Here is a 17,182-nt window from a genome sequence, read left to right as displayed (position 1 = left end):
TCCCCTTTTGTCGTCCCCTTTTGTCCCTGACCCCGGTTTTCGCGGCCGGTGTTTCATGCCGATTACGTAATGCTTACTGTTCTGCGAGCGAAAGCCTGCCTTGCAGCAAAATTATCGAGAGCCGACGGCATGTGTAAAAAAATGATCTTCACTGTTTTGCTGGCGTATTGCATTGTACTGGCTGCTTTCAACGTGCCAACGGCAAATGCTCAAGCGGCTGCAGCGAAAGCAACTCCGGTAACATTGCAAGGCGGCTTAACCCTGTACGCACCTGCTGGTTGGACTGCACAACCACCGGCGGCGACCAAAGTGGTGTTGGTGAACGCGGCGAATGACAGTTTAATCGTCGGCAGTCTTGATTCCGGTGAAATAAGCCTTGCTGGGCCCGAGCTGACGAATGGTTTTCCAATGGGGAATGGCGTATTTTTGCGCCCGACGGGCACGCCAAAACAGGCGGGTGGTGTCTATAGCAATACATTCGTTGCTACCGGAACGCCCACAAAAGCACTTGGCGTGGTAATGATTCGCGCAGCAAATGGTGGCCGCCTGGTTACCTTGATTGGTTTAGCGCCACCAGAACGAATGGAAATGGTGATAAGAGCCATGGCGCCAATGATTGCAAGCGCGACAGTGTCACCCGCGGCTGCCCCCCGTTCATCTGGAGAGCTGGCGACCTATTTGAAGGGACGCTACCTTGTACGTTTTTATTCGGGAAGTGGTTACAGCGAAAAACACGAAATGTGGCTTTGCTCGAACGGTGAATTCCGTAGCCGTTTTGACGGCGGTGGATTTACCCAGGGTGTGGCGAGCGGCGCGTTTGCTGGCGCGAATAAAGGAAATTGGAGTGCGACCGGCGGTCGTTCAGGAGGAAGCCTTGTGCTTTCGGCATCCGACGGCTCTGTATCGCGATTCAATCTTCGTGAAGCCTCAGATGGCCTGATGCTAAACGGCAACAAGTGGATGCGCGGAACGAACGAGCTGTGTAATTAACAAAAACAGAAAACAGGGGTCAGAGTCGACTTTTCCAGATTCCGTCGGGCTGAGTTCGCCGGAACGCCCCTGTGACGCGTTTGCTCGCGCAGGCTTAATGCCGCAGGACGTACTTTTCCCCGACGACCCGTAGCGGGAGAGTCACCATGAAAATCGTCACCAGCCTCAGCTTTCGCGGCCAGTGCCGCGAGGCCTTCGAGTTCTACGCAAAAGTCCTGGACGGCCAGATCACCGCCGCCTTTCCCTACGGCGAGGGCCCGCCGGACATGCCGGTCGACCCGACGTACAAGGAGTGGCTGATGCATTGCTGGCTCGAGGTCGGCGACCAGGCGTTGATGGGGGCCGACATGGACGAGCAGTGGGCTCCCAATATCGGCAAGCCCAAGAACGGCTTCGACGTGACCCTGCATACCGAGGACATCGAGCAAGCGCGACGCTGGTTCGATGCGTTGAAGGAAGGCGGCACCGTGGTGATGGACTTCGCCGAGACCTTCTGGTCGCCGGGGTACGGCAGCGTGGTCGATCGCTTCGGCGTGCCGTGGATGGTCAATACGACCGGCAAGTAAGCGCAACGCGACGACGACCGGCGCGTTTCGGCCATGCCGCTGCTGCTCATTATTCCCCTGCTGGTCGCCGGCCTGTTCGTGCTGTGGGTGCTGCTGCTCCCGATCTCGATCGTCCAGCGCTATCGCTACGGCAAGGCGCGTCGCCGCGTGCTGCCTTGGGCGGTGCGCCTGAATGCCTGGTTGCTGGCGATGTCCGTGGTTGCCTTCGTTGCCTCGTCCTGGGTGGCAGCGAATTGGGTCGACCGCGCCCTGCTGGACGCCGTGCTTGGGCTGGGCGTGGGTGGCGTCATCGGCGTGGTCGGCCTGTCCCTCGATCGATTCGAAGTGACCCCGCAAGGACTGTTCCGCACGCCCAATCAGTGGCTGGTACTCGGCGTCTCGTTGCTGCTCGCCGCACGCATCGCGTTGGGCCTCTGGTTGGCCTGGCGCGATGGACCGGACACCGGGATGACGGCATGGGCCACGCATGGAGGATTGATCGGCGTGGCCGGGATCCTGCTGGGCTACGCCGTCGCGACGTCATTGGGCCTGCGGTTCCGCGTCGCCCGTATACCAATGAGCGACTCGGGGAACATGTCAGAACGATCGGGGACGGGGTGAGTCAAGCACGCCTGATTCCCTCCGTCCTCTTCTGTCGAATGTCTAGGCCAAGGTCTGCTTGACCTTGGTTTCGGGTTTTAAGGGCGCGCCGGAGACAGCTTCGACTCAACGCGCTCCCGCATCCCGCCTCGGCGCATCCGGCTTGATGCGCTCTTCGCCTTCGGGTGGGCTCTCGGTGCTTTCGTGAGAATGGTCGCGCGGCGCATCACCGTCCTTGTACATCTCGCGCGCACGGCTGTTGGATGGATCGGTGTCGTCGTCGACCAGCGGCGGCTTCTTGCCGGGTTGCGGCTGCACCGCCGCATTGTCCTGCACGTCTTCGCCGCGTCCGCGCTTCTCGTCGGCGATCTTCTTGTCGTGGGCGATATTGCGTTCGTCGGTCATGGAGAGTCCTGATCTTCAGTGGGTGACGGCACCGTATCCATCGACGTGATTGCCCGGTGTGAAGTCGCGCCGCATGCGTGGACAAGAAAAGAAGGGGCAGGGACATGCTTCATTGACCCGACGCATCCCATCGCCCCGGCTCACGTCGCGCCAACGGTTTCTCGACGCGGGCTTATCGATGCGAGGCGGAGGATGACGGTGATGCCCCGTGCAGGGGTCCGTCTTTCCACAGACGCAAGGAGCCCCCATGAGCCACCACCTGGACCAGGCGATCCGCGACTGCATCGCCGCATGCAACGCGTGCGCGACCGCGTGCGCCGAGTGCTTCAGCCACATGGCCGGCAAGCACAGCGACAACGCGTGCCCGGCCTGCTGCATCGACTGCGCGGCGCTATGCCGCTTGTGCGCCGATGCCATGGCGCGCCACAGCCCGTTCGCGAACGAACTCTGCGCACTGTGCGCGAAAGTCTGCGACTGGTGCGCCGAACAGTGCGGTGCCCACGACATGGCGCATTGCCAGCGCTGCGCCGAAGCCTGCCGCCGTTGTGCCGAGGCATGCCGCGCGATGGCGTAACCGCCGCAAGGTGATGCCGCCGGCGATGTCCGGCGCGAACACGCCGGTGTGCCCGGCAAGGGTGCGTGTTGCAGGCGCATCGCCCTCGATGCGCACGGATGCAGACACGGCCCGGTAGCGTGGTCTGTCGACAGCTGCCGGGGATGCACCGCGAGCGCGCAGCGCTCACATCACCGCAAGTTCCGCATTGGTGAACTGGCCGGGGTACTCGTCGCGGATCTCCAGCTTGCGCTCGATCGACGCGAGGATGTGCGCGGCGAAGTTGACGCCGGCCATCTCGCTGCAGGTGAACAGGTTGCCCGGGGTGAACACGTTCACCTCCAGGATGGTGTCGCCGATGATATCGATGCCCACCAGGAACATGCCGTCGGATTGCAGCTTCGGTCGGATCAGTTCGGCCAGGCGCAATTCACGCTCCGTGATCTTGACCGGCTTGGCGGTCCCGCCCGCGTGGATATTGCTGCGTACGTCGTCCTCCGCACCGACGCGCCGCATCGCGGCGTATTTACCGTCGACCTGCAGCGGCCTGCCGTTCATCATGAACAGGCGGATGTCGCCCTTGTCGGCTTCCGGAACCACCGACTGGGCGATGATGTAGCCGTCGCGCGCGATCGCCTCCGCCATCTGGTTGAGGTTGCCCGATGACTTCGAATTGACCACGAACACGCCCTGGCCGCCGGACCCCTGCAACGGCTTCACAACGATCTTGCCGCCATTGGCCTTGGCGAATGCCTTGATGTCGGCGATGTGGCGGCTGATCAGGGTCTTCGCGCGAACCTCGCGCGGGAACGACTGGAAGTAGAGTTTGTTGATCGCCTGCGAGAGCGAGGTCGGGTCGTTGAGCACCAGCACCCCAGCTTCCGTCGCGCGCTGGCCGAACTGGACGCCGATGGTTTCGGCCCAGGGGCGCTCGCTGGCCTCGGTGGACGGGTCGCTGCGCAACATGAGGACGTCGAGGTCCGCGATGTCGATCAGGGTGTTCTTCTTGCCTACTCCCTTGAGTGCCTTGAAGAACTCCTCCCGACTGCGCGCCTTGCCCTTGCCGGCGGGGATCATGCGCGCGTGCACCTGCAGCGTGTCGTCCGGGTTGAGCACGAAGTCGCCCGGGGTCAGATAGCAGACGTCGTGCCCGCGGCGGGAAGCCTCGTGGGCAAGCACGGTGGTCGTGTAGCGCGGGTACTCGGACTCGAGCGAGTTGACGAAGAAAGCGATCAGCATGGCGGGGGATCCTTGAGCACGTCGATGAAGGAATGGCCTTGGCGCAGGTGCGACAACCTGGCCTGCGCGCAGGGGCGTTCGAGGAATTCGGGGGTGGCAACCGGCGAGCGGAGCATTCCGCGCGCCTTGAGTTCCTCCACCACCGGCACGTGGTGTTCGGCGATCTTTCCGTACCAGAGCGGATCCAGCGAGCCGCCGTCGGCGACCCGTTGCAGCACCTGCTGGAAGCCGCGCAGGTAGATCGCATCCTTGGTCAGCCCGCCGGAGCGGAAGATGCGCGCCACGATGTTGAACGCGCCGCCGCTGGAAAAGCCGTGCTTGCCCTGCAACAGGCGGTGGCACTGGATGAAATCGGCCCCGCCCAGCATCGCGTCGACCACGACCACGCGCGCCGCCAGCAGGCGCAGGCGGGCCACGGTCAGCCCGCCCACCAGGAACTCGGCGAACACGCCCAGGCCTTCCTGCAAGCCTTCGTAACCGGCGAGGCCGGCCCCGAAGATGCCCAGCCCCTGCTGGCTGCCGTTGATGTAGGTGAGCACATGCACGCTGATCTCGTGCTGCAGGAGGGGATCCAGGCGGTCGCGCGGCACCATGGTCGCGGTCGAAATCAGCAGGGAGGAACCGGAGACCATGAGCCCGGGACCGGTGTCGGAGCGCAGGCTCGTTTCCGCCGCGGCAAATGCCGGTGCGCGACGCGCGTAACGCGCAAGCATGCGGGTGGCCTCGGCCTGGACCGCAGCCGCGCCAAGGCGCTCGCCGCAGCGCCCGGTGCCGGGCGGGAAGGCCTCGAGCAAGGTGTTCGCCAGGGCGAGCAAGTCTGGCTCGACCGGTCCGTACTGGAGCAGGGACACGTAGCGGAACGCCGGCGTGTTGCGACGCTGCAGCATCGTCAGCTGCTGGTCCAGCTCCATCCGCTTCTCGGCGAACAGGTGCTCCAGCACCGGGTCTTCCACCGCGCGCAGGTCGATGGCGTACAGCCGTCGCTTGACGATGTCGGGATTGACCGGCAATGGCCGGTACTGGAACTGCGGCTGCGTCCTGCAGCCCCGGCCTCGAAGGCGTCGCAGGCCTGCACGCTATTGATCGGCGAGACCCCCAGCAGGAAATCGAAGGAGGCGCTGATGCGTGCGAGCGCCGCGTCCGCGCGGCGCGCGGCCTGGACGAAGCGGCTGCGCCCGAGCGAGCGGTAGTGCGGTCGATCAGCGCGGCCCGGGCCGGGCGGCGCATCGGCGGCCGCCAGCGCGACGAAGCGCGCGGCGCTCTTGAGGAGCGCGTCGTGCACGGCGCTCTCGATGTGGTGGTAGACCTGCGAGTAGACGCGCCGACGATCGCCGGGTATGCGGTGGATCTGCGGCACGCCGAGCGAGACGATCGACAGCCCGTTGCGTCCACGCAGGGCGGATTCGACCTCGGGGGGGAGCGCCGCCCGTTGCCGCTCCAGCACGGTCGGTGTCCGCAGGTCCAGCTTCACGTCCGAGAGGGCTTCGGCCAGGGTGCGCACCACCGTGGTGGCCGCGGCCGCTCCGCTGGAGCCAAGCACGAATTCGAAGGCCTCGAGCTCCGGGCCTTCTTCGCGCAGGCCGGCATCGCGGGGCAGGTCGTGCAGGACGATGACCAGGAAGCGCGGATAGGCGATTGCCAGGTGGTCGAGCAGCGCGCCGATTTCCGCGCCGGCGTCGGCATCCGCCTGCTCGCCGCCGGCTTCGGGCCAGACCACGCTGGCGGCGCTGATGGAGGCGATGCGCCGCGCCAGGCTGAAGGGAGCGTCCGGATGCCTGGCCAGCAGCAGGAATGGCAGGGGGCGGTCGATGTGGACGCGCCCGCCCGCCGGCAGCGCCCGCCGATAGGCGTGTTCACCGTCGAGGTCGGGCGAAGGCTCCCGTTGCGTCGGCGCGACCGCCTTCAAGGCGCGTCGACCAGCAGCATCCGCGCGCGCGCTGCGACATGCGCGATGAAGGTACGCATCGCCGCCAGTTCGTCCGGATAGGGCGTGCCGCTCCATTCGTCCATGTAGAACTTCTTGAACTCCAGGGCGATGGCGCACCCGCTGTCCGGATAGCGTGCGTGCACGAAGCGCGTCAGCTCGCCCTTGCCCTGGAACGCCACGTTTTCGCGCACGTCCAGGCGACGGCCATTGAATGCGAACGCGCGCATCGTGTCGATCAGCGGATCCAGCAGGAAGGACCAGCGATCGCGCGGCATCGAGAACGTGCCGATGTTGATGTCGGGTGCCTGCGCCTGCGGCGTCGGCGCGGCATCGGCACCATCGCGCCGGTGGTTGTAGCTGTGCACGTCCAGCAGGACGAAGCGTCCGTGCCTGGCGACGATGCCATCCAGCGTCTCCCCCAGCATCCGGTAGAAGCCGCGGTGGTAAGCGTGCAGCTGCCGCAACAAGGTGCCGTCGGGAGGATCGTTCCAGACCTGCAGGCCCCAGCACTGGCTGGGATCCATGTAGACGGACTGCGCGAGTCCCCGGTTGAGGTCGGCCTCGAACCGGGAGCGCAGGGCGATGACGTGGGTCGGCACATCGACGATCGCCTGGCCGGTATGCGGATCCTCCTCGCGCAGGCGCTGGTCCTCCGCAAGCCGCATCCTCGCCCGGGTCGTTGCAGCCACGGCGTGCCCGTCGTGGATCGCGGTGGCAATCACCGGATCGTCGCCTTGCTGGACGATCCACCAGGCGGGTGGCGAGGGCGGGTGGACGGAACGCATGCACGCACCTTCGCCGAATCGGCGTCGCCGACGCGTGTAGGCCGCCGCTGCTCAATCCAGGATCAGCGCCTAGTCGGCGTCATCCGCGAAGCAGGTGTGTCGATCATTGCCGCGCTGGACAATATCCAGGTCGATGCCGCAGGTCGATGCCGGGCCATTTTTCCCATTTCCGCGCGGCCTACGCCATTCGCGATATAGGCACGCGCGATGCCTGGCCCGAGACTGCACGCCTTCGCAGGCATAACTTATTCGTGACGAGAATCTCCGTGGAAACATATATCGATGCATCGGTGGGACAGAACGGCGTGAATCGCCAGGTGGACGTGATCGTGATCCAGTCGCGCCTGACCACGTTGATCAACGACGGCCTGTTGCCTGGCCTGGCTCCGCTGACGGTCGACGGGCAGTGCGGCCCCAAGACGAAGGATGCGATCGGCAGCTTCCAGCGGCGCTTCCTGGGCTACCAGAACCCCGACAAGCGCGTGGACAAGGCGGGGCAGACATTGGCGGCGTTGTTTGCCGCCCATCTCAAGCCGGTGCCGCCCAAGCCACCCTCGGGACCCAGCTGGACGTTTTCCGACGCCGAAAAGGCGAGCTTGGTCCGGGATTTCGGCCATGAGGCGGCCGCGTGGGTGCTGAAAACGCCTACCGCCCCCGCCGAGGCCCGGGAGTTCCCGGCCACGGGGTCGCTTGCGCAGCACTACACCTCGATCCTCCTGTGGAAATCCGCGCAATCCAACACGCAATGTGTCTCCGACCCCAACAAGCGTGTGCAGGGGATCCTGATGTTGCGCAACGACGAGGCGTACTGGCGTGCACGCGCCAGGAACAACACCGAGTTCCATATCCGCAAGACGATCGCCACCACCGCGTTGATGGATTACCGCGACTACGTGGTGGCCCGCAAGATGTGCCCGGGCGTGGCCAGGAACCGCCTGCTCTCGATCCAGAAGGACCTGAACTACCAGATGTTCCTCGGCTTCTTCCAGATGATGTCGCCGATTGGCCTTGGCGGTGCGCATGCCGCGAATTCCGGAGCGATCGCGGAGGGGATCAACAAGGCCATGGAATGGCTGACCAAGCAGCTCAAGTGAGCGGGTCGAGGAAAGCACGCAAATAAGTGGAACCGAGACACCGGCCTGCGTCTGCACTGAATCGCTGTCTTGCCACCAAACACCCCCGGGGTTGTCCCCATTTTCAGGTGTCTGTAGAACCCGGGCCACGCCAGAGGGAATCAAGCACGCTTAATTCCCTTCGTCCCTTTTTCTTTTTTTCGGATGGCCCGTCCTACTTGGGCGCGCCAGCCTCGACCAGTGATGCCCGGATGCGGCGCAACGCAGCGCCTTCCGCCGCCATCATCTCCTCGTTCGGATCATGGCCGGTGTGGGCGAGCAGGACGAAGGACTTTTGCGGCGCCTGCAGGCTATCGAACCAGCGGCGGGCGACGCCCTTGGTGGTCACCAGGTCGTGTTCGCCCTGGATCAGCGTGATCGGCAGCGGGAAATCGGTTCCCAGCTTCCACAGGTCGATCTGAGAGAGCATCCCGCCGCCGGTCATGCCGACGAACTCGATGTAGGAGTACTCCTCGCCGGCTTCGGTGGCCGCGGCGTCGGCCGGCGTTGCGTACTCGGCGGACGGCCGCCACCAGTGCGCCGGCGCCGGCGTGCTGGTCTTGGACTCGTAGACACGGGTCGCGCGGCGCAACTGGCCGAATGCGCGCGGGTTGGTCCACGGCGGCGCGCCCAGCGCGTCCAGCATCGCCAGCGTGGTGGTGTCGCCGGCCGGTTCGGCCAGTGCACGCAGGCGCGCGACGGTGTCGATGTCGTTATCGAGTTCCTGCACCAGTTGCCCGGCGCCGACGTAGGCATGGAAGGCCGCTGGCTTCGCCTTCGCCATGTGGACCGCCAGCGCGGAGCCCCAGGAGCCGCCGAGCAGGATCACCTTCGGCTGGTTGAGGGCAGCGGCAACCCGCGTCGCCACGTCGACGCCATCGGTCGTCATCTGCGCCAGCGTCAGCGGTGCTTCGGCCAGCTGCGGGTTGCGCCGGAAGGTGCGTCCGGCGCCGCGCTGGTCCCACTGCACGACGACGAACTCGGCCTCCAGGTCGCCGAACAACGCATCGGCGAAGGGCGTGAGGGGGTTGCCTGGGCCGCCATGCACGACCAGCACGATCGGCTGGTCGCAGCGATCACCGCGGATCGTGACCCATTGCTCGATGCCCCCGATCGGCACGTAGCCGGAAAACGCCACTGGCGTCGCGGGCGAGGCGCACAGCGATGCAGGCGCCAGCGCAGTGGCGGGCGCGTCGCTGGCGGAGGACGGGTGGAAGGGCGCGACGGCGAGGAGCAGGGCGGCAACAACAGCGAAAGCGTGCATGGGAGGTACTCGGGAAGCGTCCATCACGCTAACAGACCGCGGCGAGAAAAGTGCCGGGGGCACTAAAAAAACGGGGTCAAAAAACGGGGCAAGAGTCGACTTTTTCAGAAGTCAGGCAGGTTGAGGTTGGCCGGCTCTAAAAGTCGACTCTGCCCCCGGTTTTCGCGACCCCCCGCATTCGCGGGATGTGGTGCCGGAAGAGGGCCGCCTAGACTCCAGACGACTGGGATCGCTGGAGTGCTGAGATGCTTGAAGCAAGGGCCGGCACGGCGTTCGCGCTCGTTCTTGCTGCGCTATTCCTGCCGGCGATGGCGTACGCGAAGGACAACGCCATTCCGCGTGCCGTCGATGGCTATGCGAATGGCCAGATATTCAATGGCAAGCAGAACATGCCAACGGTGCTCTACGGCGTTGCGCAGGACTGGAACAAAGCGTGCGTTGGGGGTGATGCGAAGGCCTGCATGCGGCTGGGCTCGGCATTCGACGCGGGCCTCGGCGACCTGGATGCGAGCGTGCGAATCGCAGTGGGTTTCTATCTGAAAGCGTGCACGCTCGGCGACGGTCCATCGTGCGCGAGCGCTACGACAATCGTGCGCGAGGGTTGGGCTGAATACACCGACAAGGCCTTGGCGCTCGCGACCGCCACGCGCGGATGCGAACAGCTCGGCAATCAGGCGGCATGCGCATCGCTGGGACTGCTGCATTTCCGCGGTCTTGCTGCTGCAAGCAGTCCTGCGACCGCACGAGACCTGTGGCAAAAGAGCTGCGCGTCAGGGGAGGATGACGGGTGCCGCCTGCAAGCCGGCGCCTTGTTCTACGAATCGGCCGATGCCAAGACCCGGGCTGGAGCCATCCCGTTGTTCGAGGCTGCATGTTCGCGCAAACAGGCCTGGGGCTGCAGCGGCCTGGCAGACGCTTACCTGAGTGGAAGAGGCGTCGCGCTGGATCGGGCAAAGGCCGAGGAATTCGCCCGCAAAGGCTGCCTGGAAAGCGACGGCGAGAAGATTCACGTTTGCGCCGTGCATGGCGCGGCGCTGGTCAGGTCGGGCGACGCTGCCTCCGTGAATCGCGGCGAGCAACTGCTCTATCACGGTTGCCTTGATGGACAGGCGTTTGCGTGCGAGCAGATGGCCAGTGTCGGGTTTCGCAAGCTGCGGGGTGCGACGACCACTCTGCTGGAGGCGGTCGGCATGGCGCGTCGGGGCTGCGACCTCGGTGCATCCGGTGCCTGCAACCTGCTTGTCGATGCCTACATCGACGGCATCGAGGTCAGGAAAAACTACAACTTCGTGGTTGCCCTCACCAGGCGCGCATGTGCACTTGGCGACAAGACTGCCTGTGAAACCGTCCCATTGCTTGATCCGGATCCCGTCGAATATGCGCGAGAGACCCGCATCGATCCGGCTTGGCCTGTCGCACGCCAACTCGCCGCCGCGCTGAAGCAGGTCGATGGCGGCGACAGGAAGTACGGCGCGATGCGTGTTGCGCGCCTGATGGAAGAGGGCGACGAAGAAGCAAGCTGGTTGCTCGGCAACTGGTTTTTCTACGGACTGCCGGGCGTGTTCGACGTCAACAAGGGCGACGGCATCATCCTCATCGAAAACGCCGCGCGCGTCGGTCATGTTGCCGCTGCGGAGTTCATGGGCATGGCGTACTGGGAAGGCAATGGCGTTGCCGTTGACCAGAAGAAAGCCAGGAGCTACATGGCGATTGCGTCGGACAGGGGCAGCAGTTCCGCCGCCGCGATCCTGCGATCCATGAAGCAGGAAAAGACCCGCATCGCCAATGCGAAGGCCTACGAAGAGGGCCTGCGTCGTTGGGAAGCCTATTTCGCGCAGCAGAAGCGGATGGCCGCGAGTGGCGCAGGCTCGAGCGCCATCAACGGTTCGGGAAGCTCGTCCAGCGCCAGCATGGCCGCGGCAAGCTGGTCCAGGTACCAACGCGCCGCCGACAACGCCGCATTCAACAGCCGGGTCAACAACATCGTTCACGGAACGGCGTGCGTTGGCAGTTATTGCCGGTAAGGCATCCAGAACCAGACGCTGGTCGACCAAGACGCGTCGACTATCGAATCGCCACCATCCGGGGAGTAGACATGATCGACACGCGCCGCACTGCATTCATGACCGCATTGTTGGGGATCACAATCGCGGGCATGCCGCTTGCCTCGCAGCCGGCGCACGCGGGCGCCATCGCGGTGAGCGCTGCGATGCTGGCACCGCAGCAGGCGCCTGAAGTCCAGGAGCTCAAGGCGGCTGCGCAGGCAGGAGATGCCGCCGCGCAAGTGCGCCTGGCCAAGATGTACTACCTGGGTGAAGGCCTGCCCCGGGACCTGGATGAAGCGTATTCCTGGGCACGCAAATCGGCCGGCCAGGATGTCGCGCAGGCGCAAGTTCTGGTCGCCGTCATGTATTCGAAGGGCCAGGGCGTGGACCAGGATGCCGGTGAGGCAGCCTATTGGTACGAAAAGGCCGCCAAGCAGGGCGATGCGACTGCGCAATACACGCTGGGTCTTTACTGCGCGGCTGGCAATGGCGTGGATCAGGATTTCGGCAGCGCGGCGAAATGGTTCGCCCAAGCCGCGGCGCAAGGGCACGTTCGTGGCGCGGGTCAGCTGGGTTACCTGTTCATGACGGGTCAAGGCGTCAAGCCAAGCAAGGTGGTTGCATTCGCGCTGCTGACGCTGTCGGCGGCATCGGACCCGGCACCCGACAACAAGGCGATCGACAACCGGGCGAAGCTCATCAAGACGATGAGCAAGGACGAGATGGACGCGGGCAAGACGCTTTCATTCGAACTTCTCGAAGCCGGCAATTTCGCGAATGCACTGGAGCGTGCGTACAGCGCGTTGTGAAAGACGGGCCTGGAGGCAGGTTCTCGAAACAAGTTTGTCGATCCAGATGCATCAACCACAGGAGATAAGCCGTGTATTCAACAATCGTGATCGCTGCACTGATGGCACTCGGGACACATCAGGCTGAACCGGTGCGCCAGACGGCGAGTTCTTCGTCGATGAGCGTCGATACGGGAAAGAACGACTGCATGGCCGGGGGCAAGACCGACGACGGTACCAAGGTCATGTTCGGCCTGGGGATCGCCGACAACACGTTCACCCTGGCGGCCACTCGTCCGAGCTGGGACATCGCTGACGGTCAGGACGCCGACGCTACGGACAAGCCGGTCACCATCAGGTTTGCGGACGGACAAGAGACAACGTCGCGCCATGGTGGCTACACCGATGGGTTCTCGCAGGGCATTTGGGGAACCTGGCACAGCAAGAAGAAGGGTGTCGAGCAGGATTCGCTGGACGCATTCGAGATGTTGCGCGGGAACAACAGCGCGGAGATTTTCATCGCGGGCAAGAAGGCAGGCAGCGTCCAGTTCGGAATGCCGGGGCAGGCCTACCAGTGGATCAAGGCATGCCTGGCGGAGGAACGCGCGAAACGCTGAGTGCCGCGGAGCAGGAAGAAAGGTGTCATGGCGATGGAACCGAGACACCCGCCTCCGTCTGCACCACGGGCTTCAAGGTGCCGTCCGGGTTGTAGTGCAGGTGCTCGACCATTACCGCACACCGTCCGATCGCACCGTGCTGGTCACCGATGGCGAGCGCGGCGTTGTTCAGGAACAGGTGCCAGTTGCGCTTGAATTCGGCGATGCCGGGATGGATGGTGAAGCTGTACTTGCCCCAGCCCGTCAGTTCGCCGCGATAGGTCCACGGCCCGCGGATCGAGGGCGCGGTGGCGCAGGACACTTTTTCGTCCCGATGCGTCGCTCGGTAATGAGGCGTAGGTCAGGTAGTACAGGTCGCCGCGCCTGTGCAGCCGCGGACCTTCCTCGAAGTGCGGCGGGGTGATCTCGGTGATCGGGCCGTCGAGTTCGATCATGTTGGGCTTGAGCCTGGCGATGTAGCACTGGCGGTTGCCCCATGCGATCCAGGTGCTGCCGTCGTCGTCGGTGAGCACGGTCGGATCGATGTCTTCCCAGCTGTGCGTGCCCTTGGGTGTCATCGCGTTGGTGATCAGCGCGGACCCCTTGGCGTCCACGAACGGGCCCGTCGGGCGGTCGGACACGGCGACGGCGATCGCCTTGCCGGGATGGCTGGCATCGTGCTCGACCGCGGCGTAGAACCAGAACCGCCCGTCCTTCTCGATGGCCTGCGATGCCCAGGCGTCCGCCTTCGCCCACTTGAAATCGGCCACCGTCATGATCGGCCCATGTTCGGTCCAGGTCGTCATGTCGGTGGTGGAATAGACCAGCCACTCGCGCATGTCGAACATCTCGTCGCGCTGCGCCTGGTCATGCCCCACGTAGAGATACAGCCGGTCGCCCACGACCAGCGGGGCAGGGTCGGCGGTGAACTTGTCGCGGATGATGGGATTCGAGCCGGGCGCGGCCGCCTGGGTGCAGGCCGCATGCGGCCAGAGCATCCATGTGGACAGGAGCATCGCCATCAGTGGCGCCGCGCGCCGAGCTGTGTGCTGCATGGCGTGCCCTCGCAAACCAGATGGTTGAGGGTGGCAAGGCCGCGAGAGCGGTCGGGACCATTTTCGCGGTGGGGATGCCGGCCTCACTGCCTTCGTCCCGGTTTGCCCGCAACGCTCGAATTGGCCTGAGCCCTTAATGGGGCGGGCCAGCGCTGCTACGATGTGAAATATTTACACTCATCGGAGCCGCTCATGCCCAATCTCAGCACGATCCTCAAGGGTGAGATCACCCGCCTGGCCCGCAAGGAGATCAAGGCGGCGGTGGATCCGGTTCGCAAAGCCAATGCCGGCCAGCGAAAAGAGATCGCCGAGCTGAAGCGCCAGATGGCGGCCCTGCAGCGAGACCTGAAGGCATCGCTCAAGCCTTCCAAGGTTGTGAAGCAAGAAGGTGAAGCGCCGGCAGGCACGCGGTTCTCGGCCAAGGGCCTGAAGTCGTTGCGGGCAAAACTGGGTCTGTCTGCCGGGGAGTTCGGCCTGTTGGTCGGCGCCAGCGGGCAGTCGATCTACAAGTGGGAGACCGGCAAGGGCGTTCCCCGCGCCTCGCAGCTCCCGGCCCTGGCATCTGTGCGAGGCATCGGCAAGCGTGAGGCAGCGAAGCGCCTCGCCTCCATGCAATAAGCAAGACAGGGGTCGGTTCGCGCCGACCCCGTTTTAATCCGAAGGAACCGAGACACCGGCCCCTTCTGCACGACGGACTTCATGGTGCCGTCGGCGTTGTAGCGCAGGGTGTCGACCGTCAGCGCACGCCGGCCGATCGCGCTGTGCCGGTCACCGGTGGCGAACGCGCCGTCGTGGTTAGCGCTTCACCAGCTCCACGCGCCGGTTCTGTGCCTTGCCCGCATCGGTGTCGTTTCCGGCCACGGGTTGGGTATCGCCAAACCCCTTGGCGTCGAGTCGGGTCGCGTCGATGCCCTTGTCCACGATCGCCTTGACCACCGCCTGCGCACGGCCTTCCGACAGGCGCTTGTTGCGGGCGGCATCCCCGGTGTTGTCGGTATGCCCATTCACCGCCAGCTGCAAGCCGGGGTCGTCCTTGAGTAGCTGTACCACCTGATCGATCTGCGGCAGCGAGTCCGCGAGGATGTCGGTCTTGTCGGTGGCGAAGTTGACCTGCAAGGCCACCTTGCCGGTGCCGTCGAGTTGCTGCTTGAGCGCCGACGCCGGCAGCAGCGCCGCCGTCGTTTTCAGTGCGCCGACATCGGCCACCATCAGGCCGGCGAAGCCCCGGTTGCCGCACAGCCGCACCCAGGTCAGCCCGTCCGGCCGCCGCAGTGCGTACACGTGGACGTCGTCATTCGGCCAGCACTTCGCCTGCGGGTGGTAATCGGCCATCGCGGCCTTGGCATCGGCGTCGTTGCGGTGCTCGTTGGGCACCTTGCCCGAGAACACCTTCACCCCGCCGGCCTCGCTGATCACCTGCTCGAAGTTGCGGGTGACCTCCAGCAGGGAGAACGCCTTGCCGGCCTTGCGATCGTGGACGATGCCGATCACCGCGACCTTGCCTTCCACGATCTCATGGCGCTCGCCGGTCCAGACCGCCATCTGGCCGAAATCGAGCATCTTCTCGCCTTTGGCCAGATAGCCGTCCGGCAGCGAGAAATACGGGAACGCGCCGAGCGCGGCGGTGCTCACCGCCAGCGATGCCGGGTCGAAGCCGGCAGGCTCGGCATTGACGTTCGCCGCGCTTGTTGGTGCCGCCGATTCCTCCGCGACGGCCTGAGCCGTGCTGTCGTCGGTGCCCGCATCCTGGCTGGCCACCATCGGGTCGGCCGGCGTCGGTGCCGTTGCCTGCGGCGGCTTGTCTGCGCCGCACCCGGCAAGCACCCACACCAACGCGGCAACCGGCAATGCATGCCTCGGCCAGACCCGCTGCGTCATCGTCCGCTCGCTCATCTCGCTGCTCCCTGGTGATGTCGCGCGCGCATGCGGCGGGCGCGGAATCCGGAGTATGTCATCCGCAAAAAGGCGTCAGGGCTTGGCGACCACGCGGATCGGCCGGGTCGCGATGGTTTCGCGGTCGCGGAACACGTAGCGCAGCTCGTAGTTGCCTGGCTGGTCCGGCATGGTCAGTTCTACCTGCTTGGTGTCGTTGAGGTAGGTGTAGGAGATGTAGCTGTCGCTGCCCACTTCGGCGATCTGGATGTTGTCGAGTGACGCATTCGGTCCGGTCCAGCCGATGCGGACGGCGCTGCCGGCCTGCGCGACCTCCACGGCCTTGAGCACCGCCTGCGCCGCCGACGCCTGGATCGGGCGCGTGGCGATGACGGTCTGGTCGCGATGGCGGTACTGCAGGGTGTAGGCACCGGGTTCGCCGGGCATGGTCAGCGTCAGCGGGTTGCCGTCCTTGACGTAGCCGTAGTCGTGCGTGGTGGGCTTGCCATCCACGAGCTGGACGATGGCGACTGTATCCAGCTTCCCGGCGGGTCCGGTCCACTTGATCGCGACCTGCGAACCCATCGGCGCGCTGGCAGGTGCGCTCAGGGTGGCGGATGCGGGCGGCGGCGGGGGCTCGCTCACGACATCGCGCAATGCGGTCGCCAGCGCAGCGCCATCGGAGGCTTGCAGGTACCGGCCGCCGGTGTTCGTGGCCAGGCAGGCGACTTTCGCGCCTTCGTCCTTGGTCAACCCGAAGCCGATCACATGGGCGGTGAAATTCACCCCGCTTTTCTCGAGTTCGGTGGCCACCGCGCAGGGATCGAGGTTGCAGGTTTCCAGCCCGTCGGTGACCAGTACCACGGTGGCGGCTTGCTCGGTGTGGCGCAGAGCCTGCGCGGCCTGGCGCACCGCCTCCGACAGCGGCGTCATGCCCAGGAAGCGCATGTCGTTGACGGCACTGAGCACCTTGCCCGATGTGCCGGGCGCGGGCGGCACGATCAGCTCGATGTCCTTGCAGTCGCCCTTGCGGCGATGGCCGTAGGCGATCAGGCCCAACGTCTGGTTGGCCGGCAGTTTGCCGACCACTTCGGCAACGGTATCGCGCGCGATTTCGAGCTTGGGCCGCCCGTCGATCTGGCCCCACATCGACCCCGAACCGTCCATCACGATGATCGTCCGCGGTTGTTTGGGATCGCTGGCGGTGACCGATGCCGTGGCCAGCAGGAGGGCACTGGCGAGCAGCGCGGGACGGATCCGTGACGGCATGAACATGGGGTGGGGCTCCTGTGGACGATGTGTCGATCGGGTCAGTTACGCAGGTGCGAACGCGATCCGGACATCGCCACCCGTCTTGTGCGCAGGAGGGCTGCAAGATAGATCCAGAGCGGTTGGATCGCCAAGGC

At 65.0% G+C, this 17,182-nt stretch carries 18 protein-coding genes; 9 read left to right on the top strand and 9 right to left on the bottom strand.

All coding sequences use genetic code 11. The annotated features are described in order from the left end of the window. Positions 1-69 precede the first annotated feature (69 nt). The 3 genes from H9L16_RS14295 (at position 70) to H9L16_RS14285 (ending at position 2,156) form a co-directional block, all read left to right on the top strand. Positions 70-990 (top strand): hypothetical protein, encoded by a 921-nt coding sequence (locus tag H9L16_RS14295; RefSeq protein ID WP_187552317.1) that lies wholly within the window; start codon positions 70-72, stop codon positions 988-990. 146 nt (positions 991-1,136) lie between these two features. Then, positions 1,137-1,556 carry a VOC family protein gene (locus H9L16_RS14290; protein ID WP_187552316.1) on the top strand — a complete coding sequence of 140 codons (420 nt, stop codon included), beginning with the start codon at positions 1,137-1,139 and terminating at the stop codon, positions 1,554-1,556. Positions 1,557-1,589: 33 nt separating this feature from the next. Continuing rightward, a complete protein-coding gene (locus H9L16_RS14285) occupies positions 1,590-2,156 on the top strand; it encodes a DUF1453 domain-containing protein (RefSeq protein WP_187552315.1) in 567 nt (188 codons plus the stop codon). A gap of 105 nt (positions 2,157-2,261) precedes the next feature. Here the strand turns inward: H9L16_RS14285 and H9L16_RS14280 are convergent, their stop codons facing one another. Beyond that, positions 2,262-2,540: a hypothetical protein gene (locus tag H9L16_RS14280; RefSeq protein ID WP_187554241.1), complete on the bottom strand. Its 279-nt coding sequence runs from the start codon at positions 2,538-2,540 to the stop codon at positions 2,262-2,264. A gap of 247 nt (positions 2,541-2,787) precedes the next feature. On the opposite strand from H9L16_RS14280, the gene H9L16_RS14275 reads away from it, so the two are divergent. Continuing rightward, complete coding sequence (locus H9L16_RS14275; RefSeq protein ID WP_187552314.1) at positions 2,788-3,114, top strand: four-helix bundle copper-binding protein; 327 nt, start codon at positions 2,788-2,790, stop codon at positions 3,112-3,114. Between the two features lie 165 nt (positions 3,115-3,279). Here H9L16_RS14275 and H9L16_RS14270 read toward each other — a convergent pair whose 3' ends face one another. The 4 genes from H9L16_RS14270 to H9L16_RS14260 are packed head-to-tail and all read right to left on the bottom strand — an operon-like array spanning position 3,280 to position 7,044. Next, positions 3,280-4,332, bottom strand: a complete 1,053-nt coding sequence (locus H9L16_RS14270; protein WP_187552313.1) for a glutathione synthetase — start codon at positions 4,330-4,332, stop codon at positions 3,280-3,282. Then, positions 4,326-5,324 carry a tyrosine/phenylalanine carboxypeptidase domain-containing protein gene (locus H9L16_RS14265; protein WP_233449430.1) on the bottom strand — a complete coding sequence of 333 codons (999 nt, stop codon included), beginning with the start codon at positions 5,322-5,324 and terminating at the stop codon, positions 4,326-4,328. The genes H9L16_RS14270 and H9L16_RS14265 overlap by 7 nt, the downstream gene beginning before the upstream one ends. Next, entirely contained in the window at positions 5,222-6,238 is a 1,017-nt protein-coding gene (locus tag H9L16_RS16275) for a hypothetical protein (RefSeq protein ID WP_233449394.1), read from the bottom strand. Before H9L16_RS16275 ends, H9L16_RS14265 begins: the two co-directional genes overlap by 103 nt. Then, on the bottom strand, positions 6,235-7,044 hold the full coding sequence (locus H9L16_RS14260; RefSeq protein WP_187552311.1) for an N-formylglutamate amidohydrolase: 810 nt from the start codon (positions 7,042-7,044) through the stop codon (positions 6,235-6,237). The genes H9L16_RS16275 and H9L16_RS14260 overlap by 4 nt, the downstream gene beginning before the upstream one ends. A gap of 266 nt (positions 7,045-7,310) precedes the next feature. Here H9L16_RS14260 and H9L16_RS14255 point away from each other — a divergent pair, with 266 nt between their 5' ends. Beyond that, a complete protein-coding gene (locus H9L16_RS14255; RefSeq protein ID WP_187552310.1) occupies positions 7,311-8,138 on the top strand; it encodes a peptidoglycan-binding domain-containing protein in 828 nt (275 codons plus the stop codon). A gap of 193 nt (positions 8,139-8,331) precedes the next feature. Here H9L16_RS14255 and H9L16_RS14250 read toward each other — a convergent pair whose 3' ends face one another. Continuing rightward, positions 8,332-9,420 (bottom strand): alpha/beta fold hydrolase, encoded by a 1,089-nt coding sequence (locus H9L16_RS14250; RefSeq protein ID WP_187552309.1) that lies wholly within the window; start codon positions 9,418-9,420, stop codon positions 8,332-8,334. A gap of 245 nt (positions 9,421-9,665) precedes the next feature. Between H9L16_RS14250 and H9L16_RS14245 the strand changes: the two genes are divergently transcribed. The 3 genes from H9L16_RS14245 to H9L16_RS14235 all read left to right on the top strand — a co-directional run bounded on the left by H9L16_RS14245 (position 9,666) and on the right by H9L16_RS14235 (position 12,870). Next, the gene (locus H9L16_RS14245) at positions 9,666-11,444 is read left to right on the top strand and encodes a tetratricopeptide repeat protein (RefSeq protein ID WP_187552308.1); all 1,779 of its coding nucleotides are present in this window, start codon (positions 9,666-9,668) and stop codon (positions 11,442-11,444) included. Positions 11,445-11,515: 71 nt separating this feature from the next. Next, positions 11,516-12,274, top strand: a complete 759-nt coding sequence (locus H9L16_RS14240) for a tetratricopeptide repeat protein (protein WP_187552307.1) — start codon at positions 11,516-11,518, stop codon at positions 12,272-12,274. A gap of 71 nt (positions 12,275-12,345) precedes the next feature. Further along, positions 12,346-12,870, top strand: a complete 525-nt coding sequence (locus H9L16_RS14235) for a hypothetical protein (RefSeq protein WP_187552306.1) — start codon at positions 12,346-12,348, stop codon at positions 12,868-12,870. Positions 12,871-13,013: 143 nt separating this feature from the next. Here the strand turns inward: H9L16_RS14235 and H9L16_RS14230 are convergent, their stop codons facing one another. After that, positions 13,014-13,871, bottom strand: coding sequence for a family 43 glycosylhydrolase (locus H9L16_RS14230; RefSeq protein ID WP_229796473.1), 858 nt, complete (start codon positions 13,869-13,871; stop codon positions 13,014-13,016). Positions 13,872-14,096: 225 nt separating this feature from the next. Here H9L16_RS14230 and H9L16_RS14225 point away from each other — a divergent pair, with 225 nt between their 5' ends. Further along, positions 14,097-14,522 (top strand): helix-turn-helix domain-containing protein, encoded by a 426-nt coding sequence (locus H9L16_RS14225; protein ID WP_187552305.1) that lies wholly within the window; start codon positions 14,097-14,099, stop codon positions 14,520-14,522. A gap of 177 nt (positions 14,523-14,699) precedes the next feature. Here the strand turns inward: H9L16_RS14225 and H9L16_RS14220 are convergent, their stop codons facing one another. Together H9L16_RS14220 and H9L16_RS14215 are read right to left on the bottom strand one after the other, a co-directional pair. After that, positions 14,700-15,797 (bottom strand): OmpA family protein, encoded by a 1,098-nt coding sequence (locus tag H9L16_RS14220; RefSeq protein WP_229796472.1) that lies wholly within the window; start codon positions 15,795-15,797, stop codon positions 14,700-14,702. Between the two features lie 75 nt (positions 15,798-15,872). Then, complete coding sequence (locus tag H9L16_RS14215) at positions 15,873-17,051, bottom strand: vWA domain-containing protein (RefSeq protein WP_187552304.1); 1,179 nt, start codon at positions 17,049-17,051, stop codon at positions 15,873-15,875. Positions 17,052-17,182 lie beyond the last annotated feature (131 nt).

The sequence above is a fragment of the Thermomonas carbonis genome (assembly GCF_014396975.1).
In the GTDB taxonomy this organism is placed as follows: domain Bacteria; phylum Pseudomonadota; class Gammaproteobacteria; order Xanthomonadales; family Xanthomonadaceae; genus Thermomonas; species Thermomonas carbonis.
Note: the sequence above shows the minus strand (reverse complement) of the source record. Positions and strands in the feature narration are given on the sequence as shown.